The sequence below is a fragment of the Citrobacter sp. Awk 4 genome (assembly GCF_028069725.1).
Taxonomy (GTDB): domain Bacteria; phylum Pseudomonadota; class Gammaproteobacteria; order Enterobacterales; family Enterobacteriaceae; genus Citrobacter_D.
In genome coordinates this window covers 46,032-59,496 of sequence record NZ_JANEWG010000030.1, presented here as the reverse complement: position 1 = coordinate 59,496, position 13,465 = coordinate 46,032, and the positions used below count along the sequence as shown (strand labels likewise).

The following is a 13,465-nucleotide window of genomic DNA, read 5'->3' as shown; positions in this document are numbered from 1 at the left end:
GAGAGTAGGGAACTGCCAGGCATCAGACAAGTGAAGAAGCCCATCCTGACGGATGGGCTTTTTTGCGTCTGTGGTGCGGGGAAAATGCCGGAGGGTGACTTTTGCACACCTTATCCGGCCTGCGGGTCTGATAAGAACAGCGCCATCTGGCACGATACAAAACCACTCTTCCATAACTCATGCACACTACGGTTGAAAAACGTCTGTCCAGAAGCTCCCATTTCGGTGAGGTGTGGATTTATAACGGTATCCAGGCACCGTCTGCACGGTGACTGTCTAACACCGCATCAATAAAACGCATGCCGTTCACCCCCTCTTCCACACTGGGAAGAGCGTCTGTCTCCGGCGGGGGAGGAACCCCAGCCTGCATGGCATGAATGCGCAGTGCAGCATCGGTATACAGCTGAGCGAAAGCCTCCAGATAGCCCTCCGGATGACCCGCTGGCACTCGGGTGGCATGCGTTGCCGCCGGACTCATGCTGCGTCCCCGTGTCAGCCGCTGCGCCTGACCCGCAAGTGGGGTAAACCAAAGCTGGTTCGGTTCCTCCTGACTGAAGACTAAACTGGCTCTGGATCCGTAGAGACGCAGTACCAGTCGGTTTTCCTCGCCACTGGCGATCTGACTCGCAATCAGTGAACCACGGGCGCCGTTGGAATAACGCATCCAGACCTGAACATGATCATCAACCCGCCTGCCGGGTACAAAGGTGTGAAGCTCGGCGCTGAGCGCCTCCGGCAACTGACCACTGACAAAGGCGGCGAGCTGCCAGGCATGGGTGCCGATATCCCCCAGGCAACCGGCCCGACCGGCTCGCGCGGGATCGGTACGCCAGGCCGCCTGCCGATGGCCGCTGGCTTCCAGGGGTTCCGCCAGCCAGTCCTGAAGATATTCCACCTGCACATAACGCAGATCGCCAAGTTCACCTGCGGCGACCAGGGCGCGGGCATGACGCACCATCGGGTATCCGCTGTAGGTGTGCGTTACGGCAAACAGCCGCTGCTGTTGTTTTGCCAGCGCGGCCAGTGCTTCTCCTTCTCCGAGCGTCAGTGCCAGCGGTTTATCGCAGATCACATGAATACCGGCATCAAGAAACGCGGTCGCCACTGGGGCATGCAGATGATTCGGTGTCACGATAGCGACGACTTCTATGCCGTCAGGACGGGCAGCTTCCAGTCGCGCCATCTCGCGATAATCGCTGTAGCTGCGCGGCAGTCTCAGTTCAGCCGCACTGGCCGCGGCTCTGTCGGGATCGCCAGAGAGGGTCGCCGCTACCAGTTCGTAATGATCATCCAGCCGGGCGGCCATTCGGTGTACGGCTCCGATAAAAGCGCCTTGCCCTCCGCCCACCATACCAAGACGCAGACGGCGATTCATGTTTTCGCTCCCAGCCCCAGTAAGGTGGATAACTGAGCCGGATCGAGACGGCTATCGGCAAAGTCATCGAAGGCATGCTCCGCCACCTGAATGATATGCTGGCGAATAAACTGCGCCCCTTCAGCAGCACCGTTCTGTGGGTGTTTAAGGGCGCACTCCCACTCCATCACGGCCCAGCCAGAATAGTTATACTGGGTCAGTTTCGAGAAAATTGCCGTAAAGTCTATCTGACCATCTCCGGGAGAACGAAAACGCCCTGCACGGTCCGGCCATTCCTGATACCCCCCATACACCCCCTGGCGTCCGGAGGGGCGGAACTCGGCATCTTTCACGTGAAACGCCTTGATTCGCTGATGGTAGATGTCGATAAAATCCAGATAATCAAGCTGTTGCAATATGAAATGACTGGGGTCATAGAGAATGTTGACGCGTGGATGCGCATCCAGTGCCGCCAGAAAGCGTTCAAACGTCACCCCATCGTGCAGATCTTCACCGGGGTGCAGCTCATAACAAACGTCAACACCCTGCTCATCAAACGTATCCAGAATAGGTCGCCAACGGCGTGCCAGCTCGGCAAAGGCTTCATCAACAAGCCCTGCCGGTCGCTGGGGCCAGGGGTAAAGGTAAGGCCAGGCGAAGGCACCGCTAAAGGTCGCATGTGCTGTTAGCCCCAGACGTTGAGAAGCCTTCGCCGCCGCCATCAGTTGATTAACCGCCCACTCGATACGTGCGGTCGGATTCCCCCGCACCTCTGGTGCCGCGAACTGATCAAACAGAGAATCATAGGCTGGATGCACCGCCACCAGTTGTCCCTGCAAATGAGTCGAAAGCTCTGTGATGACGAGCCCATGTTCTGCCAGCTGTCCGGCGATCTCGTCACAATAGGTTTGACTGTGTGCTGCCTGGTTCAAATCGAACAGATGAGGATGATTCGTGGGAAGCTGCACCCCGTTGAACCCCAGACCTGCGGCCCAGCCAGCCAGCCCCTGCAACGTATCGAAGGGAGGGTGGTCACCGATAAATTGAGCAAGAAAGACAGCCGGTCCTTTGATGGTTTTCATGCGCAACTCCTTCATCATGCGGTGAAAGTGGGTATGGCGGGGTGATCTATACACCCCGCGTGTACACAAACTCAGAACGGTGAATCAGGGAAGTAGAAATCTTTGGCATTCTCTTTGGTGATCAACACCGAAGGAATAATGGTTTTGGCAGGCAGTTCCTTGCCCTGCAGGCGCGCCTCTGCGGTCAGTTTGATCGCATCGTAGATAAACTTGGGTGAATAGGAGACGTTAGCCTGGATGCGCGGATCGCTTCCCTCCATTAACGTTTTGACCGCCCCTTTGGCCCCCGCGCCACCAAAGACGATTTTGATGTCATCTCGTTTGGCCTGATCAATGGCCTTGAGCACGCCTACCGCCATATCATCATCGGCAGCCCAGACGGCATCAATATGCTTATAGCGTGTAAGGAAGTCTTGCATCACTTTGAAGGCGTCATCCCGGTTCCAGTTGCCGTATTTGGCATCAAGAATTTTCATTTCAGGGTGTTGTTTAATAACGGCAGTGAAGGCGTCAAAACGCTCGTTATCCAGTGTGGTCGGAATACCGCGCAAGGCGACCAGTTCACCTTTTCCGTCCATAACCTTCGCCAGATATTCGGCAGGCAGTTTGCCAAATGCGGTGTTGTCACCGGCAACGTAAGCATCCTGGGCTTTGGTGTCGGTCAACCCTCTGTCAACGACCGTCACGTACACGCCTTTCTCTTTCACCTGCGCCACGGGTTTGGTCAGCGTTGCGGATTCAAAGGGGAAAATCACCAGGGTGTTCATTTTGTTAACCGTTAACAGATCCTGCAGTTGATTCGCCTGTTCAGGGGCGTTAGCGGCCGTTTTCACGATGACCTTGAGATCGGGATGTTCCTTCTCTAAATCTGCTTTGGCCTTGTTGGCCCACCAGACGATGCCGGAGGTGAAACTGTGAGTGGCCGTGGGAATAGAGACACCCAGCGTTACACTCTCTGCCGCCCAGCTGGTGTTGAGCGAGCAGGCAAGGACACTGGCACCAATAATGCGAAGCGCGTTATTCATCGAGTTATCTCCAGTAAATCAAACGGTTTGCCCGCGTGCCCGCGGATTTCCTTTGTTACCACTACCTCAGCGCCCGCGTTGCAGAAAAGCGACGATGATAATGACCACCCCCTGAACGGCGGCGTTGAGATAAACGCTGATGATGCTGGTGAGATTAAGAATGTTACTGATCACGGAGAGCAGGATGGCGCCGATCACCGTACCGACAATACGGCCTTCCCCTCCTTTGAGGGTCGTCCCGCCCACCACCACGGCAGCGATTGCTTCCAGCTCCCACAACAGGCCGGTGCTCGGCGTGGCGGAACCCAGTCGTGGAACATACAGCAATGTCGCGATCCCCACGCAGAAACCGAGCAGCGCGTAGGTCAGGATCTTGATGCGATCGACGCGGATCGCGGCATAACGAGCGACCTGCTCGTTAGATCCGATGGCCTGTGCATAGCGGCCAAAAGCGGTACGATTGAGTAACAGCCCGCCCGCCAGCGCCACGATGGCAAACACCCACACCGGAATGGGGACACCGAGCAAACTGCCATAATAGACAGGGCTGTAGATATCCGCCTGAGTGTCAGCGAGCGTGAGCGCTCCCCCATCCGCCAGCCAGGTGAGGCAAGCCCGAAAAATACCCAGGGTACCCAGGGTAACGACAAAGGCTTCGATCTGCCCTTTGGTAATCAGCAAGCCATGTAAGGTACCAAACAGTGCGCCCAGCACCAGAGCAAACAGCGCTCCGAACACCACGCCGGCCAGGGGATTGCCGGTGAAGTGATTCATAAACAAGATCACACAACCTGCGATCAGCGCAGCCATGGAACCCACCGAAAGATCGATGCCGCCGGACATGATGACAAAGGTCATGCCCACCGCGATGATGCCGATAAACGCAGTACGGGTCAGCACATTCATCAGGTTATCGAAGGTGGCAAAATCCGGGTTAAGCAGGGTGCCAGCGACGCACAACAGAATCAGCCCAATTAGCGGGCCCAAACCCGAAAGGTGCGACCAGGTGCGACGGAAGACAACGAAAAGATCAGCGGGTACCGGTAGCATAGGTGATCAGCTCCTCTTCGTTCAGATTTCCGGCGCTAAGTTCTGCCTGCAACCGCCCCGCACGTAACACCAGTACGCGATGGCACAAACCGATCAGTTCTATCAACTCGCTGGAGATGACGATCACGGCGCGGCCTTCTGTGGCAAGCCGTTGGATCAAAAAATAGATGTCTCTTTTGGCCCCCACGTCGACGCCACGGGTGGGTTCATCAAGCACGATAACGCGTGGGTCCGGGTGCAGATATTTGGCCAGCACCAGCTTTTGTTGATTTCCCCCGGAAAGCATGCGCGCCCTGGCGCTGAGATCACCCACTTTAAGTCCAAAGGTCGTAACCGCCTGCTCAAGTGCTTCCCGCTCGGCGTGCTGATTGAGCAAAGGCGTGGCGTAGCGTTCCAGGGTCATCAGCGTCAGGTTTTCGCTCAGCCCCAGGTTGATATGCAAACCCTTGCCTTTGCGATCTTCCGGCATATAGGTGAGACCATGACGCATGGCATCGCGTGGGTTGTCGGGCTGAACTGTTTTTCCCCCCAGCGTCAGTGTGCCGGCACTGCGTGGCCGCAGCCCCATGATGGCTTCAAAAGCCTCAGTGCGTCCGGCACCCACCAGACCGGCGAAGCCGAGGATCTCCCCCGCGTGCACCTTAAAGCTAAGTTCGTCGATCCAGCCGGGTACTGACAGCCCCTCAACGGTCAGTGCAATGGGGGCCTCTCTGGCTGGTGAACACTTCGGGGGAAACATGTCGGACATGTCACGTCCAACCATCAGGTTCGCCATTTGCTGGCGGGTGAGATCGGCGGTGGAGGCACGGGAAACGAAGCGGCCATCGCGCATCACGATGACTTCATCGGTGATGCTTTTGACCTCATCAAGTTTGTGAGAGATATAGATGATGGTGACCCCATCTTCCTTTAGCTTGCCTATCAGCGCGAATAATCGCTCTGTTTCCGCCGGGGTCAGCGTGGCGGTGGGCTCGTCCATGATTAACAAACGCGCCTGACGTGATAACGCTTTGGCTATCTCGACCAATTGTTTCTCTGCGACGATCAGCTGCCGTACCAGCGTATTCGGCGAGATCCCGAGACCGACGTCGGCCAGACAGCGCGCGCTTGCCTTTTCCATGGCGCGCTCATCCAGCAGCCAGCCCCGTTTGTATTCATGACCGAGGAAAATATTCTGGGCAATCGTGAGGTGCTCGGCAAGATTGAATTCCTGATGGATCAATACCACACCTGCTTGCTCGGCCTCACGAGAAGAACGGAAGTGACGGGCCACGCCGTCAATGCGCACTTCGCCTTCACTGGCCTGCTCGTAACCGGCGAGAATTTTCATCAGGGTCGATTTACCGGCCCCGTTTTCCCCCAACAGGCCATATATTTTTCCCGGCGCCAACGTAAAACTCACCCCATGCAACACGCGCACCGGGCCAAATGCTTTGCAGATACCGACAAATTCAATGGCAAGGCTCACAAGGACATTCCTGATTTATTCAGGTACATGCCATGACAACGGGGGCCATCGATGGCACCCGGAACCCGATACGTTCCCCCCCACGCTGTGTCGCTGCTCACCATCATTCTCACCCGGCGCTGTCGATTATTTCCTGAATTTGAGTGCAGTGCACAAGGTATAAAAACGCAAGTCAGGACAATGATTTCTGCCGGGCGGCGCAAGATTTGGCTTTTTACGCTCGTCATCAGTGGCGTAACGCAGTTTCTGAATGCTGTTGAAGTACGCCAGATATGCATCAGAGAGTCCCGGCGTTGGCTAAAATAAAAGGATGCGCCATGCGGAGTTTCTCGCCATGAATGCCTTCTCGTTGTACCGATTTCTCATCGCCCTTATTACCGCACTGCTGTTCGTCGCCCCTGTGTATGTTGTTTCTGCTGAGCAAAATCGGCCGCCTGCGGTGACTGCGGAACAAGAAAGGTCTCATGCTGATTCTGCTGAGCAAGAAAGGCCTCAGCAGGAGGAACGAGAGGTGCTCGAAGTCAACATGGATGAACTGCTGCAACCCTGGGTGGGGGATCTGCCAGGGATGCTCGACCGCCGGGTGATCCGGGTGTTGACGACCTACAGTAAGACGTTCTTCTTCATCACCAAGGGAACTCAGCGCGGAGTCACCCATGACGTGTTTATGGCGTTTGAACGTGAACTCAACGCCAGGTTACTGAAGGAGGACAAACTCAAACAACGTCATCTCAAAGTACGCATTATCTTCGTGCCGGTGGCGCGTGATCAGCTGTTCATGGCTCTCAACGAGGGGAGGGGAGATATTGCCGCCGCCAATCTGACCATCACTCCGGATCGTCAGAAACTCGTGGATTTCACCCTCCCTCTGTATCCCAATGTCAAAGAACTGCTGCTCTCTGGCCCCAACTCCCCGAAGGTAGAAACCCTGGAGCAACTTTCGGGCAAGACGGTGTTTGTGCGTCCCTCATCAAGCTATTACGAGAGCCTGAAGGCGCTTAATGCACGCTTTGCTAAAGCTTCTCTTCCCCCCGTTGTTCTCGAGGAAGCCCCTGAATCGCTTGAGGATGAAGATCTGATAGAGATGCTGAATGCCGGGCTCATCCCGCTGATCGTCGTCGATCGCCATAAAGCTGAGTTCTGGAAACAAGTGTTTCCAAAAATCCAGATACACGAAGATATTGTGTTGCGCGACGATGCCAATATCGCGTGGGCTGTACGCAAAAATAGCCCGGAACTTCTCGCGTTGCTGAATGACTTCGTGAAGGAAAATGGCCAGGGCAGCAAACTGGGTAACATCCTTTTGTTCCGCTACCTGAAGAACGCAGAATACGTTAAAAGTGCAGCTGCTGAGAAAGAGCGTCGCAAGCTACTGAAAATGGTTTATTTATTCAGAAAGTATGGAATGCGCTACGACGTGGACTGGCTGCTGATGGCTGCGCAGGGGTATCAGGAGTCGCGGCTCAATCAGTCCGCCCGCAGCCATGTGGGAGCCATTGGCGTAATGCAGGTGATGCCGCGCACTGGCAAGGAAATGAAAGTGGGCGATATCCGTAAGCTGGATCCTAACATTCATGCTGGGGTGAAATACATGCGATGGATGATAGACAATTACTACGGTGACGAGCCGATGACCCAGCTTGATAAGGCGCTCTTCTCGTTCGCCTCATACAACGCGGGTGCGGCCCGTATTGCCCGGCTACGTGCCGAAACAAAAATGCGCGGCTTTGACCCTGATGTCTGGTTTGGCAACGTGGAATATATGGCCGCTGAGCAGATCGGGGCAGAGACCGTCACCTATGTGAGTAACATCTACAAGTACTACATCGCCTATCGGCTCATCATGGACGAAGTTGCGCGTAAAGAGAAAGACGCCGAGGAATCAATGAGTGAAATCGCCCCGGAACAAGCCACTGATAAGGCAAAAAAAGAAACCCCATAAATACCGTGAGGACCGTGTGTTGCTAAGGGAAAGTGTGCGGGTGTAGTTCTGAGGGGAAGCAGTAGAGCCTGTGCCCATAATGGCCAGAAATCTACCGGAACGCTAAAAAGCAAAAACCCGCCTTGTGGGCGGGTTCTTTAGAATAGTGGTGCCCGGACTCGGAATCGAACCAAGGACACGGGGATTTTCAATCCCCTGCTCTACCGACTGAGCTATCCGGGCAACGGGGCGCATTAAACCGTAATCTGCATTCCCCGTCAATCATATTTCTCGTTTTGTTGTCTGATTGCTTATCTTTGCGGCGATTCTGTCTCAGATAGCATCATTTTGCTTAAAATCACCGCGCTTTTTTCTGTTCACTGACTTTTTGCGCTGCCTCAACCTGGCTAACAAAGGTCGGTAACATCCAGGTGCCGCCGGGAGCGATTTCCCGGCAGTCGCCTGTGGTGTATTTCAGGCTATGCACAAATGTGTTGCCGTCCCATACCCACTCTTCTCCGCTGACGCAGTCGGCGATACCGCGACCTTTATTGAAGGACGTAATCACGCCATCGGTGTAGCTGGTGGCATCGGTAGTGATGAGTTGCGGGTCGCTGGTCAGTGCGTTGTCCACTACCCACATGGCGTATCCTTCGTTATACGCGGCGCGCCAACAGAGCCCCTGGATCAGGGTGTGTGATTTATCAATTGCGGTGAGCGTTAACTGGCGGTCCCCGGCAGGGATATTCTCGTTATCCCAGTCATCGCAGTCGTTGGTGAGTTTTGTTTCTACTCTCTTGCGTTGACTTGCGGTTAATGGCGTTGCTGGCGCTGAAGGCGTCACGGGGGCGGCAATAATGACAGGCGCCGGGACTGCCGCCAGTACGTTTTCGTCGCTGGCCTTGCCTTTACGCAGCAGGGCGCTCTGGGTTCCTATGCGCTTCTGGTATTCATCCATTTTAAGGAACACGGCATTGGCACCTGCGCTGGAGAGCGTTTTACGCTGTCCATTAAGCGCAATCTCAATTTTTTTGTCCTGAATCAGCGCCTGAAGCAGGGCGGTGATTTGCGAGCTGTTGAAACGGAAATGCTCGCTGTCTTTGGCCGTAAGTGTTCCCTGAGGTTGGTCATCAATGAACATACTGACACTGGCATCGGTGGGGATGTCGTTTTGGGTTTGTGCGAAGGTCACTAGTCCGCTGACCTGCTGCCCTGGACCTGCCTGACGGGTCAGCAAGACGCTAACCTCTCCCGTATTGACGCCGTAACCTGCGGCACGGCAGGTGCCGGTATTGTCGCAGGAAAGTTCCCAGTCTTTGTGGTCAAACGAAAAACCCGTTAACGGCGCAGCAAAGAGCGGGATTGAAAATAATCCAGCTGCCGCAATGAGGAGGAGACGGCGCATATAATTCCTTTTACGTATCAGTGTCGCTGAAATTATATGCGCATCATCAGGGGAGTGATAGGCGGATCAGGTCAGCGCGCCCGCCTTACGGCACTGCGCAAAGCGCAGGATATCTTCTGCCAGGCGGTGCGCGGTATCGATATCGGCCTGGCTGCGATTCACCAGCATACGGCTGAGACAACCCTCCAGCACCAGTTCCATCTGCCGGGCGACCATTGCCGGGTCGTCAATTTCGAGCGTGGTCAGTAACTCGTGGGTAAAATCGTGCGCGGCCCGTTTTTGCTGATCCGCCAGTTGGTGAATCGGATGGGAGGGATCAGGATAAAACGTGCAGGCGGCGATAAACAGGCAACCAGGATAGCGGTGATTAGTCATACATTCTGACAACGCGCTATAGCGTGCCAGGAGCTTTTGCTCTGCACTCAGTGTGTCATCCAGCATTAGCTGACGGCGCCAGGTCTCTATCTGATGACTCAGATGACGCAACGCATCATAGAGAATCGCCTCTTTATCCGGCCAAAAACGTTGCAGTTCGTCGAGCGGATAATCAACGCTATCGGCGACCATCTCAAGTGTGGTCGTTGCTATCCCTTGCGTCTCAAGTAACTTTAGGGCTTCTCCCAGGACATCTTCACGTTGCACGGTATTCTCCTCCGTTTTTCCTTTTGCAAGTGTCGCTCACGGTTGCCGATCGCGCAAATGTGCGCTAAAGGTCGCCGCATCCATAAAGCCCGTTACCCGCGCTTGTGGGTGTTCATGCCCCTGCGCGTCAAAGAACAAAATGGTGGGTAATCCCAGCACGTGTAAGTGTTTCAGTAATGCCACATCCTGCGCGTTGTTGGCAGTGACATTGGCCTGTAAAAGTACCGTATCGCCCAATGCCTGCTGTACCTGCGGATCGCTGAAGGTATATTTTTCAAACTCTTTACAGGCGACGCACCAGTCGGCATACAGATCCAGCATCACGGGTTTGCCTTTGGCGCGTGCCAGCGCCTGTGTTAACTCCTCGACGGAGGCGACAGGCGTAAAGTTCAGATGCGCCTGCGTTTGCGCCGTTGCATTACCGAACGCCCAGTCCTGCAACGGACGCACGCTGACCAGCGCGGCGGCCAGCAGGACAATCTGCACTATGCGCATCCAGCGCCGTTTTGACTGCAGACTGGTGATAAATGCCCAGCCAGAGAAGGCAACGCCCAGTAGCGCCCACAGACGCAGCCCCCATTCGTCACCAATGATACGCTCCAGCAAAAAGACAGGGAGCGCGAGGATGACAAACCCAAAGGCCGTTTTGACATGCTCCATCCACGGACCGCTTTTCGGCAGCAGGCGGTTGCCAAAAACGGTGACCAGGATCAGCGGCAATCCCATTCCCAGCGCGTAGAGATAGAGCGTCCCGCCGCCGAGCCACATGTCTCCGCTCTGGGCGATATACAGCAAAATAGCGCTTAACGGCGCGGTGGTGCATGGCGAACAGATCAGCCCGGCAATTGCCCCCATCGCAAATACGCCGCCTGGCGAACCGCCCTGCTGACGATTACTCATCAACGTGAGACGTGTTTGCAGCGAAGAGGGGAGCTGGAGTGTGAACAGGCCAAACATCGACAGCGCCAGCAGGGTAAACACCACCGCCAGGCCAATCAGCACATAAGGATGCTGTAACGCCGCCTGAAACTGTAGTCCGGCAGCGGCGACGACCAGGCCAAGCGCGGTATAGGTCAGCGCCATCCCCTGCACGTAGATAAAGGTTAGCAGCAGAGCGCGTCCGGTAGAGAGGCGTTGTTTGCCGCCCAGCACGATCCCGGAAATGAGCGGGTACATCGGCAGAACGCATGGCGTAAATGCAATGCCAATCCCTATCAGCAACGCCCACAATGCGGAAAAGGGCAACTGGCTGGCTGGTTGCGGCGCGTTTTCTGGCAGCGTTGTTGAAGAGGGGGCGGCTGGTTGCACATTCGTGCTGGCAATCACCTGGCTCAGCGGCACGGTTTTGGTCTCTGGCGGGTAGCAGAAACCGGCGTCAGCACATCCCTGATAGACGACAGTTAATGTCGCGCCTGACGCTGCCTTGTTGACCGTCACCGGAATCGTCAACCGTTGGCGATAGATTTCACTTTTGCCATAAAACTCATCTTCGTGCCAGACACCTGGCGGGAGCTGTACGTCAGCAATTTCTGCCTGAGACGGCGTGATGCTGATTTGCTTACGATAGAGGTAATAGCCTTCTTTCACCTGCCAGGAAAGATTCAGCTCATGTTGGTTCTGCTGAAAATCAAAGGTGAATGCCTGGTCGGCAGGTACAAACTGCGAGCGGCCAGGGGCGTCAAATAATCCGGCAAAAACGGATGTGCTGCACAGCAGCAGGATCAGCGTAAGGATGCGTTGAGCCATGAGAGGTAATCATTGTCTCCGTGTGTGACGGGTAAAACCAGAAGTTCGGGGGTTTGGTAGGGATGGTGAGACTTCAGGCAGTCCAGAAGCGCTTGCTGGTGCGATACTGTGGTTTTAAAAATCATCTGTACTTCATATTCCTGCTCCAGTTTACCTTCCCAGTAATACAGGGAAGTGGCTCCGGGGATCAGCGTGGCGCAGGCAGCCAGCTTTTCTGCCAGCACTTTGGCTGCCAGATCCTGAGCTGTGGCTTCATCCGGCGCAGTACAGAGCACCACAACGGCATCGGGGATGGACATATCCTGACTGTTAACATCAAGCATAAACACCTCGAAAGTACAGAAAGACCAGCAAGAGATTGGTCACTATACAACGGAGAGGGGCGAAATGTTAGTCGAAGCGGGGAAAGGAGTGCGGGGCGTATAACACGCCCCGCGGGTAATACTTACAGCATGAAGCTGCCCAGCAGGAAGCCGAAGCAAACAGCAAGCAGAACACCCAGAGTACCCGGGATGAAGAACGGATGGTTGAAGACGAATTTACCGATACGGGTAGTACCGGTGTCATCCATCTGAACCGCCGCAACCAGCGTTGGGTAGGTCGGCAGAATGAACAGACCAGAAACGGCTGCGAAAGACGCCACAGCAGTCAGCGGAGAAACGTTCAGTGCCAGCGCCATCGGCATCAGTGCCTTAGCGGTTGCAGCCTGAGAGTACAGCAGCGCAGAAGCGAAGAAGAAGATCACCGCCAGCAACCACGGATGACCCTGAATCACGCTACCAGCAGTCTCTTTGATCCAATCAATGTTGGCAGAAACGAAAGTGTCGCCCAGCCATGCCACACCCAGGATACAAATACAGGCGCTCATCCCTGCTTTGAAGGTGCTGGAGTTCAGAATGGAGTCAGTCTCAACGCGGCAGGTGATGGTAGTCAGCGTCGCGACGCTCAGCATGATGATCAGAATGGCGTTGGTGGTGTTCATCAGCGGTTTAGCGACCAGGCCGAGGCTCGGGCTGTTGATGATGGCATAAGCCACAACACAGACTACGCCCAACAGGAACAACCAAACGGATTTTTGCGCACCGGCTTTGATTTCAACTTGCTTCTCGCCGCGCAGTTCAACCAAACCTTCTTCCAGACGCTTGCGGTATACCGGATCGTCAGAAAGTTTAGAGTTAAACAGCATGGTGATCAGGAAGGACATTACCAGTACCGCCAGCAGGGTGGACGGAATGACCACGGACAGCAGGTGAATGTAGCTGATGCCATGACCTTCCATGACGGAAGACATGTATACCACCGCCGCAGAAATTGGCGACGCGGTAATGGCTATTTGCGCAGAAACCACCGCAGTGGAGAGCGGACGGCAAGGCTTGATCCCTTGTTCCTTCGCCACTTCAGCGATAACTGGCAGAGTTGCCAGAGAGATGTTGCCTGTACCTGCAAAGATGGTCAGGAAATAGGTCACAATCGGAGCGAGGATCGTGATGTATTTCGGGTTTTTACGCAGCAGTTTTTCTGTCTGGTGAACCAGATAGTCCAGACCACCGGCGACCTGCATGGCAGAAATAGCAGCAATAACCGCCATGATAATGGAAATTACATCGAACGGGATATTACCGGGCTTCACGCCTATGGCTGCAAGAACCAAAACGCCAAGCCCACCAGCAAATCCTATACCAATGCCCCCAAGTCTGGCACCCAAAAAGATTGCCAGCAAAACGATGATAAGTTCTACAACTATCATATTAGCCTTCCTAGTTGTTTAACGA

Annotated in this window: 10 protein-coding genes, 1 tRNA gene and 1 pseudogene; 1 reads left to right on the top strand and 11 read right to left on the bottom strand. The window is 55.0% G+C overall.

What is annotated here, in order from left to right:
• Positions 1-238: 238 nt before the first annotated feature.
• The 5 genes from NNO04_RS14050 to NNO04_RS14030 form a co-directional block, all read right to left on the bottom strand.
• A complete protein-coding gene (locus tag NNO04_RS14050; RefSeq protein ID WP_271445183.1) occupies positions 239-1,375 on the bottom strand; it encodes a Gfo/Idh/MocA family protein in 1,137 nt (378 codons plus the stop codon).
• The gene (locus tag NNO04_RS14045; RefSeq protein WP_271445182.1) at positions 1,372-2,436 is read right to left on the bottom strand and encodes a sugar phosphate isomerase/epimerase family protein; all 1,065 of its coding nucleotides are present in this window, start codon (positions 2,434-2,436) and stop codon (positions 1,372-1,374) included. Before NNO04_RS14045 ends, NNO04_RS14050 begins: the two co-directional genes overlap by 4 nt.
• Positions 2,437-2,507: 71 nt before the next feature.
• The gene (locus NNO04_RS14040; RefSeq protein WP_271445181.1) at positions 2,508-3,461 is read right to left on the bottom strand and encodes a substrate-binding domain-containing protein; all 954 of its coding nucleotides are present in this window, start codon (positions 3,459-3,461) and stop codon (positions 2,508-2,510) included.
• Between the two features lie 66 nt (positions 3,462-3,527).
• A complete protein-coding gene (locus NNO04_RS14035; protein WP_271445180.1) occupies positions 3,528-4,511 on the bottom strand; it encodes an ABC transporter permease in 984 nt (327 codons plus the stop codon).
• Entirely contained in the window at positions 4,492-5,979 is a 1,488-nt protein-coding gene (locus tag NNO04_RS14030; RefSeq protein WP_271445179.1) for a sugar ABC transporter ATP-binding protein, read from the bottom strand. The genes NNO04_RS14035 and NNO04_RS14030 overlap by 20 nt, the downstream gene beginning before the upstream one ends.
• A gap of 334 nt (positions 5,980-6,313) precedes the next feature.
• Between NNO04_RS14030 and NNO04_RS14025 the strand changes: the two genes are divergently transcribed.
• The gene (locus NNO04_RS14025; RefSeq protein ID WP_271445178.1) at positions 6,314-7,921 is read left to right on the top strand and encodes a lytic transglycosylase F; all 1,608 of its coding nucleotides are present in this window, start codon (positions 6,314-6,316) and stop codon (positions 7,919-7,921) included.
• Between the two features lie 146 nt (positions 7,922-8,067).
• Here NNO04_RS14025 and NNO04_RS14020 read toward each other — a convergent pair.
• From NNO04_RS14020 to dcuA, 6 genes and pseudogenes are all read right to left on the bottom strand, one after another.
• Positions 8,068-8,143: transfer RNA gene (locus tag NNO04_RS14020), tRNA-Phe, on the bottom strand.
• A gap of 142 nt (positions 8,144-8,285) precedes the next feature.
• Positions 8,286-9,305: pseudogene (locus tag NNO04_RS14015) on the bottom strand (DUF1176 domain-containing protein); the annotation flags it as partial.
• Positions 9,306-9,371: 66 nt separating this feature from the next.
• Positions 9,372-9,947, bottom strand: a complete 576-nt coding sequence (locus tag NNO04_RS14010; protein ID WP_271445177.1) for a transcriptional regulator — start codon at positions 9,945-9,947, stop codon at positions 9,372-9,374.
• A gap of 36 nt (positions 9,948-9,983) precedes the next feature.
• The gene (locus tag NNO04_RS14005) at positions 9,984-11,693 is read right to left on the bottom strand and encodes a protein-disulfide reductase DsbD (protein ID WP_271445176.1); all 1,710 of its coding nucleotides are present in this window, start codon (positions 11,691-11,693) and stop codon (positions 9,984-9,986) included.
• Positions 11,669-12,016: a divalent cation tolerance protein CutA gene (cutA, locus tag NNO04_RS14000; protein ID WP_271445175.1), complete on the bottom strand. Its 348-nt coding sequence runs from the start codon at positions 12,014-12,016 to the stop codon at positions 11,669-11,671. The genes NNO04_RS14005 and cutA overlap by 25 nt, the downstream gene beginning before the upstream one ends.
• Before the next feature lie 122 nt (positions 12,017-12,138).
• On the bottom strand, positions 12,139-13,440 hold the full coding sequence (gene dcuA, locus NNO04_RS13995; RefSeq protein WP_271445174.1) for an anaerobic C4-dicarboxylate transporter DcuA: 1,302 nt from the start codon (positions 13,438-13,440) through the stop codon (positions 12,139-12,141).
• Positions 13,441-13,465: the final 25 nt, after the last annotated feature.

What these genes read in the sequence shown, in the direction of transcription:
- cutA (WP_271445175.1), bottom strand. Translation starts at nt 12,016, where the DNA reads ATGCTTGATGTTAACAGTCAGGATATGTCCATCCCCGATGCCGTTGTG.
- NNO04_RS14025 (WP_271445178.1), top strand. Translation starts at nt 6,314, where the DNA reads ATGAATGCCTTCTCGTTGTACCGATTTCTCATCGCCCTTATTACCGCA.
- dcuA (WP_271445174.1), bottom strand. Translation starts at nt 13,440, where the DNA reads ATGATAGTTGTAGAACTTATCATCGTTTTGCTGGCAATCTTTTTGGGT.
- NNO04_RS14035 (WP_271445180.1), bottom strand. Translation starts at nt 4,511, where the DNA reads ATGCTACCGGTACCCGCTGATCTTTTCGTTGTCTTCCGTCGCACCTGG.
- NNO04_RS14050 (WP_271445183.1), bottom strand. Translation starts at nt 1,375, where the DNA reads ATGAATCGCCGTCTGCGTCTTGGTATGGTGGGCGGAGGGCAAGGCGCT.
- NNO04_RS14045 (WP_271445182.1), bottom strand. Translation starts at nt 2,436, where the DNA reads ATGAAAACCATCAAAGGACCGGCTGTCTTTCTTGCTCAATTTATCGGT.
- NNO04_RS14040 (WP_271445181.1), bottom strand. Translation starts at nt 3,461, where the DNA reads ATGAATAACGCGCTTCGCATTATTGGTGCCAGTGTCCTTGCCTGCTCG.
- NNO04_RS14005 (WP_271445176.1), bottom strand. Translation starts at nt 11,693, where the DNA reads ATGGCTCAACGCATCCTTACGCTGATCCTGCTGCTGTGCAGCACATCC.